This window comes from Microcoleus sp. (assembly GCF_049646505.1).
In the GTDB taxonomy this organism is placed as follows: Bacteria; Cyanobacteriota; Cyanobacteriia; order Cyanobacteriales; family Microcoleaceae; genus Microcoleus.
This window is the reverse complement of the sequence record NZ_JBARVX010000152.1, coordinates 1-16,287: the sequence shown is the minus strand read 5'-3', so window position 1 is coordinate 16,287 and position 16,287 is coordinate 1. Positions and strand designations below refer to the sequence as shown.

The window sequence follows — 16,287 nt, the reverse complement described above, 5'->3', positions numbered from 1 at the left end:
AATTTACTGACGAGGAGATGGCACCGGATGCCGATCCCGATGAAGAATCGGATTTCGAGGAACTTATGTGGCTGACGAGCTTCTATCACGAAGAACAGGAATATGCCATTTATACCCCTCTCGATCCCTTCTTTATCTTGGCTCGCATCAATGATGACGGCGAGCCAGAATTGCTCTCTGAAGAAGAGTTCCAAAGGCTCGAACCGATGTTGCCCATGCTAGAAGACCAGTTCTTTGACGAGCTTGATTAGATATTGATTGCAGGCAGAAGACCAGACGGCAAAAAGCAGAATTTTTGATTATCTTATGATTAGAAGTTAACTGTTTGCCCGATCGAACTTTTTCGAGATTGTGCCTTCTGCCCGGTCTACTCAGGCTGTTGAATTGGGCCGCGTGAATTGAGTCGCGTCAAAAAGCTGGCATCCGTAACTTTTCGGTCAACAATCGCCGATCGTTAGTGATTAGCGGTCACTTAATTGGCGCTTATCGAGGACAACGCACTATGAGCAAAGAACAACTGACAAAAAGCAGCCCGCGAGAGAGCCAAAAAGCTGCTCCGCAACTTTCTAAATGGTTGTTTTATCTGGCCTTGCTGCCAGCAATTTGGGGAGTTTGCGCTTGGCAGGGCTGGGCTTGGTGGAGCTGGGCTTCGGCCGCTCCTAAAATCGCTGAAACGTCAACTTCTCCGGGAGATGGTGCTGCTGTTTCCATCCAAATTCCCCCCGGTACTTCCAGTCAACAAATCGGGCAGGATTTGGAAGCCGCAGGCTTAATTCGATCGGCAGGAGCATGGGATATGTGGGCCCGCTGGCTGACGATGCAAAACCGCGACGGAGGTTTTAAAGCCGGAACTTACCAACTGTCGCCGACTCAGCCTCTGAGTGCGGTTGCTGAGAAAATTTGGAAGGGCGAAGTCGCACAGCAGAGTTTCACGATTCCCGAAGGGTGGTCGATGCAACAAATGAGCGCTTATTTTGAAGCCCAAGGTTTTTTCCCGGCTAAGGATTTTATGGCGGCGGCGAGTCAAGTTCCCTACGCTCAGTACCCTTGGCTGCCGAGCGGCTTGCCTCATTTGGAAGGGTTTTTGTACCCGGATACTTATCAGCTAGACGGCGATGCAATTAGCCCGGAAGCTGTCATTAAGCAAATGCTCGATCGTTTCGAGCGGTTAGCTTTGCCGGTCTATCAAAAAAATCAGAACAATACTAAGTTTTCTTTGAAAGAGTGGGTGACGCTGGCGAGTATTGTGGAAAAAGAAGCCGTGGTGGCGATCGAGCGCAATCTCATTTCAGGCGTGTTCAACAACCGCCTGAAAAACAATATGCCCTTGGGCTCCGATCCTACAGTTGAATATGCCCTCGGCATTAGGCAAACTAAGGAGAAGCCTTTGACTTTTAAGCAGGTGGAAACGCCTTCTCCTTACAATACTTATATCAATGTAGGGCTGCCGCCAACTCCGATCGCGTCTCCGGGAATTGCCAGTTTGGAAGCTACTCTGGCTCCTGAAAATACGGAATATCTGTATTTTATGGCTCGGTACGACGGCACTCACATTTTCAGCCGCACCCTGGCCGAACACAATGCTGCTGTGGCTAAAATTGACCAAAAAGTGCGATCGGGTCAATAGATTGGCAATCACTAACACATAAGTAAAAAGTAACGAAGCAAAAGCAATAACGCTCGCTTTTGATTTTTTACTTTTTTAATCTTTAACTTCCAATTTCTTATTTCTGAATCTAAAATCTAAAATCATTATGACTTGGGGTAAACTATTACAGCCTGACTTAATTTTAGGCAATTCAATCGTGAATTTAACGGCAGATATTCTTCAGGAATATCATATTAAAGGATTAGTTTTGGATGTGGACGAAACTCTCGTTCCGATTACAGCAATGAATGCTTCTCCCGAACTCAGCCTGTGGGTAGAAGAAATTAAACCCGTAGTATCGGTGTGGTTGGCGAGCAATAATTTAAGTCAGACTCGGATCGGTCGAATTGCTGAGTCTTTGAATCTACCTTACATCACTGGTGCTGCTAAACCGTCGCGCCGCAAGTTGCGAAAAGCTGTGACGGCGATGAATTTGGAGGTGGAACAGGTGGCGATGGTGGGCGATCGGCTTTTTACTGATGTTTTGGCCGGCAATCGTTTGGGTATGTTTACTATTTTAGTCGAGCCGATGGTTGATGCTGGCTACGCGCTTCGCAAGTATCCGGTGCGCTCTTTTGAAGTATGGGTTTCTCAAGCTTTGGGGGCAACTCTGAAAATTAAAGATTAGTCAGTAGTCAGTAGTCAGTAGTCATTAGTCATTAGTCATTAGTCATTGGTTAGTAGTCATTAGTCATTAGTCATTGGTTAGTAGTTAGTTGTCATTAGTGAGTAGTCATTGGTTAGTAGTTAGCAGTCATCAGTCATTAGACATATCATAAAAATCAGGTTTTGAACAGGCAGGATGCCCGTTCCACAATGATTATTGGAGATGTATATTAGTAATTAATCTAAAATATGGTTGATAAATAGGTCGTTGGGATCTCGATCGCAATTAAATAAAAAAGCTCTGGTTGCCCAGAACAAATAACAAATAACAAATAACAAACAACAAATAACAAATGACTCAAACTATTGTTATTAAAATAGGAACTTCGACGCTGACTCGATCGACTACCGGAAACTTAGCTCTCTCAACTATTGCTGCATTAGTAGAAATTTTAGCAGGTTTGCGGCAGCAAGGCCATCGAGTAGTTTTGGTGTCTTCCGGTGCGGTGGGCGTGGGTTGCGCGCGCTTGGGTTTGACGGAACGCCCGCGAAATATCGCTATGAAACAGGCTGTGGCTGCCGTGGGCCAAGGGCGGCTGATGCGCGTGTACGATGACTTGTTTACTACTCTACAACAGCCGATCGCCCAAGTATTGCTCACCAGAGGCGATTTAGTGCACCGCAACGGTTATGTTAACGCTTACAATACCTTTGGGCAACTGCTACGGTTGGGCGTGATTCCGATCGTCAACGAGAACGATACTGTAGCGGTAGACGAGCTCAAATTTGGCGATAACGACACGCTTTCGGCGCTAGTAGCGAGTTTGGTAGAAGCCGATTGGTTGTTCGTGCTCACAGATGTCGATCGGCTGTATTCGGCAGATCCGCGCAGCAATCCCGACGCGCAGCCGATCGCCCTAGTCCAAAATATGGCACAACTCATAGAATTTCAGGTAAAAACAGGAGATTCCCGCAGCGGTTGGGGAACCGGCGGAATGGTGACCAAAATTGAAGCCGCCAGAATAGCCACAGCATCGGGAGTGCGTACAGTCATCACAAACGGCTGCTTTCCTGGTAACATCGAGAAAATACTTAACGGAGAGTCCATCGGCACTCAATTCGAGCCGCAAACTCGCCCTGTAAACGCTCGCAAACACTGGATAGCCAACGTGCTAATTCCAGCAGGAAAACTGTATTTAGATGCGGGTGCTGTCAATGCCATTATTCAAGGTGGAAAATCGCTTTTAGCCGCCGGTATTTCGCAAATAGAAGGAGAATTTCAAGCTGATGATGCCGTGCGATTGTGCGACACTGAAGGCAAAGAAATTGCTAGAGGACTTGTGAATTATAACAGTTTGGAATTGAGACAAATTCAGGGATGCAAGTCAGCTAAAATTGCGGAAATCTTAGGTTATGCTGGCGTAGAAACTGTGTTGCACCGAGATAATTTAGTGATTGTTTAATCCTTAGACATCTCCAATAATTGTGGAACAGGCCGGACAGACAGTTCAAAACAGTCTTTTCGGGAGATGACTACTGACAAACATCCAAACACTCAAAAGCGCGATCGAACCCAGAAATTGAGGAGACTTGCAGCACAGTATTGCAAGAATTTGTTTTGCTGTGTCCGAACAGCTCTTTCATCGCTTCTGTAAATAATTCAAATACATTTTGTGCTAATTCTAAAGCTGCTTCGCGTTCGGAATCAGTAAGTTCTATCTCCGCCAAAACTTGCAACATTTCAGGTGTATTTAAAACCCGATCGCTTTCCACATCCACATAACCTCCTGCAAAATAAACATATTCTTTATTGCTAACTTGTTCTAATTCCATTACCACTGCTAGCGCCGCCTCGAAAAAAAATATAGCGGTTGCCTCGAGGACTTCGACTAAGACGAGTTTCTGAACCGGAGAGGCTTTCCAAGCATAGCGTTCGAGCACCGAACAGAGCGATCGAGTTTTTTGAGTTTCTTCACCCCAAAGCAGTCTGAAGTCGCCGCAACTCATTAATTGGTTAAATCCCAATGTCTCTAGATGTTGCAGATACCAGCGCCAATAGTAGTTTTCTTTGTAAGTATAGTTGTTAATCAGTTCCTGAACCTTGTTGTTGCTAGAAGACTCTCGGAGGACGTACTTGTTCAAGTCGCTCAAGCCCACAGCAAAAGGAGCGAGTAGAGGTGCAAAAATGAGTCGTTGATTGGGGTGAATGTGTTGATTAGCTAGAAATTCAAATAACGGCAATTTGGCAAATTCTTGCTTTCTTTGTTCGATAAATGCTACAATCTCTTTCATGTTTTTTTTCCTAGATTAGCTGCTGTCAATATAATGTTGCTTCCTCCGTCAATTATCTATGTTATTGAGTCTAAACAATTGTGTTTCAGATCGTAAATATTTGTATTTCAGATCGTAGTTAAGCGTGTTTCCAGTCACAAATAATTGTGATTTGTATCATAGGCAATTCCCAAAATAAAAGTAACGTGCAACTATCATCACCATACATATAAAGGTTGTGCGTAACTTTCAAAATAGGGATAAGGTGCAACTTAAACGCCCTACATATAAAATTTTTGCGTAAATCTCAAAATAACAATTTTCTATTTTCAGAATTGCCTTTAGGTGCATTGTGAGCTACTCTGTCTTTTGGATCGGTTAAGAAAATAATAGGAGTTAATCTTGGAACGGACTTTTTTAGCGATTAAACCCGACGGCGTACAGCGCGGACTCGTCGGCCAAATCATCAGTCGTTTGGAAGCCAAAGGCTTCACGCTAGTTGGGATGAAGCTAATCACGGCGAGTCGCGAACTAGCCGAACAGCATTACGCCGTGCACAAAGAAAGACCGTTTTTTGCGGGACTGGTAGACTTCATCATTTCTGGGCCAATGGTGGCGATGGTGTGGGAAGGCGAGGGCGTGGTGGCGTCGGCGAGAAAAATCATTGGCGCTACAAATCCTCTGTATTCTGAACCTGGGACAATTCGCGGCGATTTTGGTGTGAATGTCGGCCGGAACATCATTCACGGTTCTGATGCTGTGGAAACTGCGAACCAAGAAATTAATCTCTGGTTCAAATCGGATGAGTTGAGTAATTGGACTTCTTGCTTGAGTCCTTGGATTCTGGAGTAGTGTTGATATTCTCCCGATGGTTGATCGGGAGATATTCTTAGTTTTAATCGCCATCAAGTCTGACTTTCTGGTAAAAATTTTTCTAATTTAAAATGTCGCAGCGTTTCGCTTCACCAACAGTCTGTAATATCAATTCCGGTTGCACTCCTGGGGAATTGTTGACTGTTGACTGTTGACTGTTGACTGTTGACTGTTGACGGGCGGGTCGAAAAACTGAATGGTTGAGTGTTATTAAGATTCAAATTCAAATTTTTCTAATTTAAAATTTCTCAGGGATTCGCTTCACCAACAGTCTTTAATTCCCACCGACAAGCGAAATCAACCCGCCCCGCGCGGCGACAAAAATTCGCACTTTCCGCCAATTTCCCCAAAAAATCGCACCCCAATCCCAGAAACCGGGTTTCTTCCTAGATTTCTCGCACTCTACCGAGATTTGCCGAAGAAGCCCGGTTTCTCGCGGCCGGGTGACAAAAATGCGATCGCACTACAAAAACACAACTCATATCAATTCCTCTCTTCATCGGAATTATTCATTTCTCTCTGACCTCTCTGTGTTCTCTGTGTTCTCTGTGGTTAAATCATTCCGATGCAACCGGAAACGATATCACCACACAAAAGAACCGGGTTTCTTACAAAAACCCGGCTACCACAAACATGAGGAATATCAAAACTGTTGAAATCTTAATTCTTCAATAACTTCATCCCCATTTTCACCTTGTCCAAAATCGTCTTTTGCGAGACGCAAGTAATCAGACACAGCTTGCCGCAATTCAAAGTATCCCGGCGGACTACCTGAGCTTTTTCGCCGTACCAAATCGCGCGGGCGCTTTGTTCTTTCACATTCCCAATCACCGGATATTCATCGCACAATTTCACATCGCCGCGCGTATCGATCCAGTAATTGCGGAGTCCAACGCGACAAGGACGAGTTGAATCGGGAGCTTTTTCTTCGGCAAAGTGAGGAACCATCAAACGCAACACTTCATCGCTGTTCATAATTGGCGCGCCGTTTTTCTTCATCTCAATTAAGCGCTCAATTACCTGTGAAAATTCTTCCCTGTCTGCTTCTTCAATCCACAGTTCCGAATAGGTTTCTGGCGTCCAGCGGTTAACTGGTTGGAAGTTCACCGTCGTTGCTCCAATTCCTTGCGCCCAGGTGACAATTTCTTCTAGGTGGCGGAAGTTGAGCCGGTTGATAGTCGGTTTGACGTTGATCGGAAACAGGACGTTTTGCTTTTCTTGTTCGGCGCGCAGATAACCGATTCCTTTGGAAAGCCGATCGAACAATCCGGGTTGACCGCGCAAATAATCGTGCAATTCTGCATTCGGCCCGTCAACGGACATATTCACATTAAAAGGACGCGCCGCCACAGTTTTAGCAGCATTTTCCTTGGTCATGCAGTAGCCGTTGGTGGTTACGCCGGCGTGAATGCCGTTTTTGTTGGCAAAAGCTAGCAAGTCTAGAAAACCTTTTTTAATATAAGGTTCGCCGCCGCTAAAGTTGATGGAAAATTCGCCGACAAATTCTTTGACGCTCAACAGGGCATTTTCCCAATCTTCGATCGTCATTTCGTCTTTATATTCTTTGAGCCGCCAATACTCGCACTGGCGGCATTTAACGTTGCAGTGTTCGTTAACAATGCCGTAAAAAGTGACTGGGCTTGTCACGTCGAATCCTGTATTAATCCTGAGCGATTCGGCTACTGCACTCTGGGTGTGTTTTACGCCCAGTCTGGATAATGTTAAAGCATCCATGTCTTGTTTTCCTTACGTGTTGTTACTTAAGTTGATTTATTGAAGTGATTTCTCAGTGATTTTTATACGTATGATTACGTATTGCTCGTTACGTATTCCTTGCGAGTACGTATGCACCATCCTAAGTGCTGGTTGTGGGTATGGCTAGATGTTTTTCAAATCTTTATAATATGAAGAGCTGTAACATATTAGTATTTTTAATCTATGGAGCGATGTTTTGTGTTGAACAATGAATCGCGCTTAATGCTTGCCAAAATATATGGGCTTGAAATGCACTTAAATCGATAAATGTAGTTTTTGTGTAACTTTTTTGTAAAGAAACTTAATACCGCGTGTCAGTAAAACTACTTAAGTAAGCAGTATCAATAATTTATTGTTATAGTGAAGCGATCGACCCTACAGCAGTTGGCTTTATGCAAGCTTTACAATAAGAGAGAATTTTAAGTATTTCAACCGCAAAAAATGGCAACAAACATGAGACGATATTTGCAGGTACTGAAATTGTTTTGGGGTGCGGCGATCTCTGCGGAACTCGAATACCGCATCAACTTTGTCCTGGCAGCTCTCAGCAGCCTCGGGAACCTGGCTGGTAGTTGGTTCGGACTGTTTTTGTTCTACCGTACCGGCTACAGGTTTTCGGGCTATTCATGGGAAGAAGCTTTGGTTGTACTGGGGATTTTTACGGTTTTGCAGGGGTTTTCGTCAACCTTTCTCGCGCCTAACCTCAGCCGTATTGTCGATCGAGTGCAGCAAGGTACTCTCGATTTCGTACTCCTCAAACCCATCAATTCGCAATTTTGGCTGTCTGCAAACACAGTCTCCCCTTGGGGAATCCCAGATTTAATCTTCGGCGCGGCATTGGTGCTGTATGCTGCTAATAAGTTGGGAGTCGGAATTGGCAACTATTTTTTAACAGCAATACCGCTGTTGTTCGGAACTATTACTCTTTACAGTATCTGGTTTATGTTAGGTGCAACTAGCATTTGGTTTGTCAAGATTTACAACGTTACCGAAGTGCTCAGAGGATTGTTAGAAGCGGGTAGATTTCCAATGGCAGCTTATCCCGCAGCTTATCGATTTTTCTTCACCTTTGTAGTTCCGGTTGCTTTCTTGACGACTGTGCCGGCAGAAGCCATGTTGGGCCGGGGTGAAATTGTTTGGATCGCAGGGGCGGGCATTTTGGCGATCGGGCTGTTGTTGTTTTCGCGCTACTTCTGGCAATTTGCACTCCGCTTTTACACCAGCGCTTCGAGTTAGGTAAGTAGGGCTTGCTGCAGCGCGGCCAGAGATTGTCTGTTATGTTTGAGGGGTAGAGGGAAAGAAAATTTGACCTGGGAAAAGAGCAAATTTAAAATATACAGCGAACATATACAGTTTGAATACAGTACCGCCGACGGAGAAAATATTTTTAGCTCTATCTACTTATCTGCTAAAAAAAACAGTAAAATTTCAAAATATGCTTGAAATCTCAACTCTCAATCAACCACGCAAACGAGTGCAAACGAATGAAAAGAAAAAAACTGGGCAACAGTAATTTTAACATCAGCGCGATCGGTCTGGGATGTATGCCGTTGTCGTTAAGCGGCAGGCCGCCAGAATCGCAAGCAATTGCGGTAATTCACCGCGCCCTCGATTTGGGCGTCACCCTGATTGACACTGCTGATTCCTATTGCGAAGATCAATCCGACAAACACCACAACGAGCACCTGATTGCCAAAGCTTTGCAAGGGTACACCGGAGATATTCGGCCGGTTACTGTGGCCACGAAAGGCGGCTTGATGAGGCCTCAAGGTGCCTGGACGCGCAACGGGAATCCCCACCATTTGCGTAAGACAATTCACGAAAGTTTTGAAGCTTTGGGCGGCAATCACCCGATCGACCTTTGGCAGTATCACTCGCCCGATCCAGCCTATACAATCGAAGCAGCCCTAGCACCCGCAAAGGAAGCAGTAGAAGCAGGAATAATTCGATTTGTTGGAGTTTCCAATTTTTCTGTAGAGCAGCTCAAACGCGCCCGCGATACAGTAGAAATTGTATCGGTGCAGAATCAGTACAATCCGTGGCACAGACAGCCGGAATCCGACGGCGTACTGGAATATTGCGAAGCCGAAAACCTGACCTTTTTCCCCTGGAGTCCTTTGGGGGGAAGCCGCCGCGTCACCAGCTTGCAAGATATGCCCGCGATCGCCTCCTTAGCCGCCGAAAAAAACGTTTCAGTGTACTGTATAGTATTAGCTTGGTTGATGGCAAAATCGCCCTGCGTCGTTCCGATTCCCGCAGCGACAAAATTATCGAGCATTGAGGACTCCGTAAAGGCGATCGAAGTTAAATTGACTGATGAAGAATTGCAAAAAATTGCAGCAAGTTAAATAAGTAAGCTGTTGGGCATTTAAATTGCATATTCGGGGCGCATATCAAATCCGATCCAGAATATTTGTTAATTTTTTTTAATTATCTTTAAATGCCGCAACAGCTTATAAATCCAGAGATTTAATTAGTAAAATTGCCACATTTTGAGGAATTGGGTTTTATGGAAGCCGATCGAGCGAATGCAGGTCAAGACCTAGCAATTGAACATCAAAACGTACCTGTCGCCCATGAAGGACTGCACAACTTTTTATACAGTTCCGACTCAGAACACAGCGCAGCGGCCGCTGTTTCTGAAGTAGAAAATGACGGCACGCAAGTAATGTCGATCGATACCTGGCGAAGTCTAGCAACTAACGCAAAAGTCGCCGGAGTTTACGCTGTCACCGACAGTGCCCGCAACACTCAGTATATCGGTTATTCGCGAAATATCCTGCTTTCAATCAACGGTCACATCGCACAAAACGGCGCAGAAAATTGTGCTTTTGTGCGCGTGCAAACTTTCAAATTCCCCAAGCGGGAAGAAATGGAAAGTTTGCGGGATGCTTGGATAGCAGAACTCGGCACTATTCCGCCTGGAAACGGTGCTGACAGCGAAATGTGGGCGAGTACGGTAGGTCAAGCAGCCCGCGCTGCTATGTCTGCTGACGAGCAACAAGCTTATGAGGAAAAGAAGCTAAAATTACGCAAAGCAATGGCAGATTCTACTCTTACCAAAGAGTTAGAAACAGCAGCCAAGATTGACGGCGAACGACACGAACATCTGGAAGCGGCAGTTAACAATGATGATTGGAGTGCGGTGATTCAATCGCAAACCCAGGAAACAAAGTCCGGCGAATAAAATTCGCTGCTAGATCAACTTTAGTTTGTCGTAAAGCGGGGCGGGTTTTATTCGGAGATTGCGTGCTGGATGCGAGGATTACGCGATTAACCCGCCCCTAATGACTACTGACTAATTACTACTGACTACTAAGAGGGCGGGCACGGGGGCACCGCCCCTACTGACTAATGACTACTGACTACTGACTAATGACTAATGACTAATGACTACTGACTACTGACTACTGACTGATGACTACTGACTAATGACTGATGACTAATTTTCCGTTCAGTAACTAAAGTCAAACTGACCCATTCACCTTTGTCATTGTAACTGCGAATCATCCGAAATCGCAAGTCAGGTTCTACCAACCAACCGGCCTCAAAAAATATAGGTTTTCTGAATTCAACTTTCACCGGACAAGTGCAAGAACCGCCATCGGGAAGCAGCAAAACTTGCACGGGCGTTGAACTTTCGTTAAAGTGCAGAACTGAACCGTCAATGCTGCCGCTAGAACTGATAACATTAGCATTGCTACCAAAAGTGATTTTCTGCACGAGCCGATCGCCATTTTGCAAATGCAATTGGAGTTTGGTAGAATAGCAGTCGGGAGAACGCCAGTCTGGATACATTGTCACAGCTTCGCCCTGCCATTCTCCCAGCAAAGCATCAACAGTTAAAGGCGGACGTTCGGGGATATTTTTATCTGGGTGTTTTTCGCGAATTAAGGTAAGTTTGGATAAATTGCCGTCGATACTGTAGAGTTGAACGAAGCGCAACCTGCGATAGTTGTAGATAAAACAAAACTCGGCACCAGACTCAGAATAAGGCGCTAATTGAATAGTACCCTGACAAAAACTTCCATTCTCAAAAAACAGGATATCTCGTCCCAAACTCTGATATTCTCGAACAATTTCGCTGACTTCCGGTTCGCCGGCACCGTTAGGATTTGGCGAGAAGCGGCGCAGTTTTAACCGCACTGTTTTGTTGTCGTTGAGTCCTTCGAGAGAAATAATGCTGGGAGTATCTTGAAGTACCTCTCCTCGCATTGATAGCTGAGTGAAGGAACCGTGCCATTCTCCTAAGTTTTGCAGAAAGTTTTCCCACTGCGCTACCATATTCTTACCTTTGGATATATGTCTAAAAATAGAATTATAACTCTACTGACGGATTTTGGATTGAGCGATGTTTATGTGGGAGTGATGAAAGGTACGATCGCCCAAATTAACCCGCAGTTAAAAGTCATTGACATTACGCACCAAATACCATCTCAAAATATTGCAGCGGGGAGGTTTTGTTTGATGACTGCTTTTGCTTATTTTCCGCCGGAAACCGTACATATTGCTGTCGTCGATCCGGGGGTGGGAAGCAAGAGACGCGGGGTTGCGATTAAATGTGCTAATTGCTGGCTTGTCGGGCCCGATAACGGGTTGTTTAGCGGGGTGTTGAGTCGCGAAAGTGCGTTAGCGTTAGCGAAGCGATCCGAAGGAAAGCCCGCCCCTACGGGGGCTGCGCCAACGAAGAGGATCGCCGCTGTGGAGTTGACGAATTCGCAATACTGGCGATCGCCCTTCGCCAGCAGCACATTTCACGGTCGCGATATTTTCGCAGCAGCGGGGGCTCATTTGGCGAATGGGGTGCCGCTGGAAGAGTTGGGGGATGCTATCGACCCTGCGAGTTTAGTGCAGCTACAGATACCAAATTGCGCCGTTACAGCCACAGGTGCGGTAGGTTGCGTTCAATATGTCGATCGCTTCGGCAATTTAATTACTAATATCCCCAATAATTGCATTGTATCTAACAATTGGTCAGTGATAATTAGCAATAGTTGCGATCCAATTCGCATCCCCAGCGGTAAAACCTACAGCGACAGCAAGCCAGGGGATTTAATTGCGATAACTGGTTCTGACGGTTGGCTAGAAATTGCCGTTAACGGCGGCAGCGCTCAAGCCGTTCTGCAGCTACAATTTGGAGATATGGTAGAAGTAATTTACAGATAGGTAGCATAATCTGGATTCATCTCATTCTAGATTTATCTGCAAAATTCACAACTGTTTGGCGATACTCACCATTATTAAAAAAAGCATCTCCATTATTGTGTTTAGCCTTCGCAACGAGCAAAATTTTCTTGGGTTCACCAGAAGCAGCATACAATTTTTTACTCATTGCAGCGGGAATCAAAGGGTCAGCGGTTCCGTGTACGAACAAAACCGGAATTTGCAGCAATTTAACTTTGTTCAAAGAATCAAATTTTTGTGTCAGCAGCAGCCTCGTTGGAAATAGTCGCATTATACTGTAGCGTTCTACCATATTCAGCATGGAAGTGAACGAACTTTGAACAATTAATCCCGCTGCTTCTGGATGTCTGACTGCTAATTCTACAGCAACAGCGCCTCCCATTGAATGGCCGTACAAAAAGATTTCGCTGGGCGACAATTGCCGCTGTTTTACTAAATAATTATAAGCTGTTTCGGCATCCTCGTATATCCGAGTTTCGCTGGGAAAACTGCCTTGACTGCGGCCGTAACCCCGGTAATCTATCAGCAATACGGAAAAACCTAATTCTCGGAAGCGGTAAGATTGATTGATGTTTGCGCCGATGTTAAAACCCCTACCGTGCAGGTACAATAGAGTTCCTAATGGCTGTGGATTGGCGGCGGGCAGCCACCAACCGTGAATTTTCTCTATTTTATCTATTCTGGGCGATCGCCCGTTAACTGGCAACCAGACCTCTTTGTAGGGGATATTGAAAGCATCCGGTGTTTTGGCGATCGCAGGTGTTGGCCCAAATATCAAACGAGTTTGCAAAATAAACAAGAGTATACAAGACAAAACGTAGGCGATCGCCCAAAATTTTAGTAAAGACGATAGCCACCTCAAAAAGCGCCGTTTCCTAATTTTTAGCTGGCTCATTGTTTTGCTCGCTACTTCTGAACTGCAAGTCTCAGAAACCCGGTTTTTTGGATAAGCCGGGTTTCTCATCTTTATCCAGCTACCACGAAATTTACCAACTTTCCAGGCACCACAATTACCTTTTTAATCTCCTTACCTTCCAGGTGACGCTTAGCCAATTCCGACTCGCGAGCAAACTTTTCCAAAGCAGCTTTATCAGCACCGGAAGGCACTTGAATGGTGCCGCGCGTCTTGCCCATAACCTGAATTACCAGCGTAATTTCATCGGTAATTAAAGCAGATGGATCGACAGTAGGCCAAGTTTGCGTATGCACCGATTCGCTGTTACCAATCAAATGCCACAGTTCATCAGCGATATGCGGCGAAAAAGGCGCTAACAGCAAAATTAAAGTGTTAATTCCCTCTGCATAAACAGGCGAATCCTTACATTTAGCATCAGCCAGCGCATTGTTCAATTTCATCATTTCCGAAACAGCAGTATTGAACTGATAATCGCCCTCCAAATCTTCTCGCACTTCCTTAATTGCAGTGTGAATCGCCCGCCGCAAATCCTTCTCAGCTTTGCTCAACACATCTTTCTCCCCCCCTTGTAGGGGCGGTGCCCCCGTGCCCGCCCAGGCTGGGGGGGGTGAAGCAAACTCTGTCACCAAGCGCCAAACGCGATTTAAAAAGCGGAATTGTCCTTCCACATCTGCGTCATCCCACTCCAAATCCTTCTCTGGCGGCGCTTTGAATAAAATAAACATTCGCGCCGTATCTACCCCATATTTCCCCATAACTTCCAAGGGGTCAACGCCGTTATATTTGGATTTTGACATCTTCTCATAAAAGACTTCTAAAGCTTCGCCAGTTTGCGGATCTTTGGGATTTGTTGGGTCTACATCTGCTGGGGGAACGTATTTGCCAGTAACGGGATTTTTGTAGGCCATTGCTTGCACCATGCCTTGAGTTAACAGGCGTTTAAATGGTTCGTCGCAGTCGATCAAACCCCGATCGCGCAAAACCTTTGTAAAGAACCGCGAATACAGCAAATGCAGGATTGCGTGTTCGATACCGCCGACATATTGGTCTACCGGCATCCAATCATTCGTCTTCGCCGTATCGAAAACTTGCTCTTGATTTTGAGCATCGGGATAGCGCAAGAAATACCACGATGAATCCATAAAAGTATCCATCGTATCTGTTTCGCGGTGCGCTGGAGTGCCGCAACTCGGACAAGCAACGTTTACCCATTCTGCCATTTTTGCCAAGGGCGAACCTTTGCCAGTAAATTGTACATTTTCCGGCAACAATACGGGTAAATCCGATTGCGGGACGGGGACTGTTCCGCAGTTGGGACAGTGAATTACTGGAATCGGAGCACCCCAATAACGCTGTCGAGAAATTAGCCAATCTCTCAAGCGATATTGCACTCGCGCTTTGCCACAACCAGAACTTTCGGCAGCTTCAATAATTGCGGATTTACCTTTAATTGAATCCATGCCGTTGAAGCTTTCGGAATTAATCATAATTCCGGGTTCGGTGTAAGCTTCCGTCAGCGGCAGCTCATCATCATCCACAATTACTATTTTAATTGGCAGTTGATATTGATTGGCAAATTTGAAATCTCGCGTGTCGTGGGCTGGTACTCCCATCACTGCGCCGGTGCCGTATTCGTACAGCACGTAATCGGCAATCCAAATCGGGATTTCTTCGCCGCTGAAAGGGTTGATTGCTTTGCCGCCTGTGGGGATGCCGCGCTTTGGTTTGTCTTCGGCGGTGCGATCGATCTCGCTTTGCAGTGCAACTTCTTTGATGAAGGTGTCTGCAGCAGCTTTTTGGTCTTCGGTGGTCACGCGCGCGGTTAACGGATGTTCTGGCGCTAAAACAAGGTAACTAACGCCATAAACTGTATCGGGGCGAGTGGTGAAAACGGCGATTTTTTCATCCATTCCCACAATCGGAAATTCCAAGTAAGCGCCGACTGATTTGCCAATCCAATTGGCTTGCATTAATTTGACTCTTTCGGGCCAATTTGGCAATTTGTCTAAGTCGTTTAATAACTGTTCGGCGTAATCGGTAATTTTGAGGAACCACTGCCGCAATAATTTGCGCTCGACTTTCGCGCCGGAACGCCAAGAACGACCTTCGTTGTCTACTTGTTCGTTGGCTAAGACTGTTTGGTCGATGGGATCCCAATTAACTGCTGCTTCTTTTTGATAAGCTAATCCTGCTTCTAAAAATTGCAAAAACAGCCACTGAGTCCACCGATAATAATCGGGAGAACAGGTTGTAACTTCTTTTGTCCAATCAAAGGAAATGCCCAGCCGCTGAAATAAGCCTTTCATTTGGGCAATATTTTCATAAGTCCATTTTGCGGGGGGAATTCCGCGTTCGATGGCTGCATTTTCTGCCGGCAAACCAAAAGCGTCCCATCCCATCGGATTGAGTACGCGATAGCCTTGCATTCGCTTGAGTCTGGCAATTACATCGATGATTGTGTAGTTGCGGACGTGGCCCATGTGCAGGTTTCCCGACGGGTAGGGGAACATGGATAAGGCATAAAATTTAGGCTTTTCGGTATCTTCTGGCATTTGGTCTAAGTTTTGCTCAGCCCATGTCTGCTGCCATTTTTCTTCTATGGATTGGGGGTTGTATCTGGACTCCACAACAATTTCTCCCTGTAGGATTTAGTAATGTTTGCTTGAATATTTTGGCACATTCAAGGGGCTGCGATTAGGATTTTTTTGAGCTCCAAGCATTTTGGCTCCAATCTCTGTATTATATATTGTAGTATATGTAATTTGAGCTGGGGGCGATCGACCAAATTTCCGATTCGCCGTTAAAAGAATAAGACTTACGCACGGGCGGTCAGAAACCGGGTTTTTACGAGAAGACCCGTTACAGTCAGCAAAATCGCAAAAAACCCGGTTTCTTTGGTCTTGATGCGTAATATCAAATCCGGTAGCATCGGAATTATAAAATCGAGTCAGATCAAATCCACGCTTCATAGTTCTGTATTCATCTCTCTCTTGTCTTCCTCTGTGTTCTCTGCGCCCTCTGCGGTTAAATCATT

15 protein-coding genes are annotated in these 16,287 nt (G+C 45.5%); 9 read left to right on the top strand and 6 right to left on the bottom strand.

Going from position 1 to position 16,287, the window contains the following annotated elements; translation table 11 throughout:
- From WBA89_RS08330 to proB, 4 genes are all read left to right on the top strand, one after another.
- Window positions 1–251, top strand: a 251-nt coding sequence (locus tag WBA89_RS08330; protein ID WP_424405526.1) for a DUF3727 domain-containing protein, incomplete at its 5' end; no start/stop codon positions are given.
- A 251-nt stretch (window positions 252–502) separates the two neighbouring features.
- Entirely contained in the window at window positions 503–1,627 is a 1,125-nt protein-coding gene (gene mltG / locus WBA89_RS08325; RefSeq protein WP_424405524.1) for an endolytic transglycosylase MltG, read from the top strand.
- Between the two features lie 127 nt (window positions 1,628–1,754).
- Entirely contained in the window at window positions 1,755–2,276 is a 522-nt protein-coding gene (locus tag WBA89_RS08320; RefSeq protein WP_424405522.1) for a YqeG family HAD IIIA-type phosphatase, read from the top strand.
- A 331-nt stretch (window positions 2,277–2,607) separates the two neighbouring features.
- Complete coding sequence (proB, locus tag WBA89_RS08315; protein ID WP_424405520.1) at window positions 2,608–3,717, top strand: glutamate 5-kinase; 1,110 nt, start codon at window positions 2,608–2,610, stop codon at window positions 3,715–3,717.
- Window positions 3,718–3,787: 70 nt separating this feature from the next.
- Here the strand turns inward: proB and WBA89_RS08310 are convergent, their stop codons facing one another.
- Entirely contained in the window at window positions 3,788–4,546 is a 759-nt protein-coding gene (locus WBA89_RS08310; protein WP_424405518.1) for a hypothetical protein, read from the bottom strand.
- 381 nt (window positions 4,547–4,927) lie between these two features.
- Between WBA89_RS08310 and ndk the strand changes: the two genes are divergently transcribed.
- Window positions 4,928–5,377 (top strand): nucleoside-diphosphate kinase, encoded by a 450-nt coding sequence (ndk, locus tag WBA89_RS08305; protein WP_424405516.1) that lies wholly within the window; start codon window positions 4,928–4,930, stop codon window positions 5,375–5,377.
- A 110-nt stretch (window positions 5,378–5,487) separates the two neighbouring features.
- Here the strand turns inward: ndk and WBA89_RS08300 are convergent, their stop codons facing one another.
- Both WBA89_RS08300 and WBA89_RS08295 read right to left on the bottom strand, forming a co-directional pair.
- Window positions 5,488–5,619, bottom strand: a complete 132-nt coding sequence (locus WBA89_RS08300) for a hypothetical protein (RefSeq protein ID WP_424405514.1) — start codon at window positions 5,617–5,619, stop codon at window positions 5,488–5,490.
- A gap of 439 nt (window positions 5,620–6,058) precedes the next feature.
- Window positions 6,059–7,132, bottom strand: a complete 1,074-nt coding sequence (locus WBA89_RS08295) for a radical SAM protein (protein WP_424405512.1) — start codon at window positions 7,130–7,132, stop codon at window positions 6,059–6,061.
- 462 nt (window positions 7,133–7,594) lie between these two features.
- On the opposite strand from WBA89_RS08295, the gene WBA89_RS08290 reads away from it, so the two are divergent.
- The 3 genes from WBA89_RS08290 to WBA89_RS08280 all read left to right on the top strand — a co-directional run bounded on the left by WBA89_RS08290 (window position 7,595) and on the right by WBA89_RS08280 (window position 10,340).
- On the top strand, window positions 7,595–8,389 hold the full coding sequence (locus WBA89_RS08290; protein WP_424405510.1) for an ABC transporter permease: 795 nt from the start codon (window positions 7,595–7,597) through the stop codon (window positions 8,387–8,389).
- Window positions 8,390–8,637: 248 nt separating this feature from the next.
- Entirely contained in the window at window positions 8,638–9,501 is an 864-nt protein-coding gene (locus WBA89_RS08285; RefSeq protein ID WP_424405508.1) for an aldo/keto reductase, read from the top strand.
- Window positions 9,502–9,662: 161 nt separating this feature from the next.
- Complete coding sequence (locus WBA89_RS08280) at window positions 9,663–10,340, top strand: GIY-YIG nuclease family protein (RefSeq protein WP_424405506.1); 678 nt, start codon at window positions 9,663–9,665, stop codon at window positions 10,338–10,340.
- Between the two features lie 206 nt (window positions 10,341–10,546).
- On the opposite strand, the gene WBA89_RS08275 is transcribed toward WBA89_RS08280, so the two are convergent.
- Window positions 10,547–11,437 (bottom strand): DUF3598 family protein, encoded by an 891-nt coding sequence (locus WBA89_RS08275; protein WP_424405504.1) that lies wholly within the window; start codon window positions 11,435–11,437, stop codon window positions 10,547–10,549.
- A gap of 18 nt (window positions 11,438–11,455) precedes the next feature.
- On the opposite strand from WBA89_RS08275, the gene WBA89_RS08270 reads away from it, so the two are divergent.
- The gene (locus WBA89_RS08270) at window positions 11,456–12,319 is read left to right on the top strand and encodes an SAM hydrolase/SAM-dependent halogenase family protein (RefSeq protein WP_424405502.1); all 864 of its coding nucleotides are present in this window, start codon (window positions 11,456–11,458) and stop codon (window positions 12,317–12,319) included.
- 16 nt (window positions 12,320–12,335) lie between these two features.
- Here the strand turns inward: WBA89_RS08270 and WBA89_RS08265 are convergent, their stop codons facing one another.
- Together WBA89_RS08265 and leuS are read right to left on the bottom strand one after the other, a co-directional pair.
- Complete coding sequence (locus WBA89_RS08265) at window positions 12,336–13,232, bottom strand: alpha/beta hydrolase (protein ID WP_424405500.1); 897 nt, start codon at window positions 13,230–13,232, stop codon at window positions 12,336–12,338.
- 71 nt (window positions 13,233–13,303) lie between these two features.
- Window positions 13,304–15,880: a leucine--tRNA ligase gene (leuS, locus tag WBA89_RS08260; RefSeq protein WP_424405498.1), complete on the bottom strand. Its 2,577-nt coding sequence runs from the start codon at window positions 15,878–15,880 to the stop codon at window positions 13,304–13,306.
- Between the last annotated feature and the right edge of the window lie 407 nt (window positions 15,881–16,287).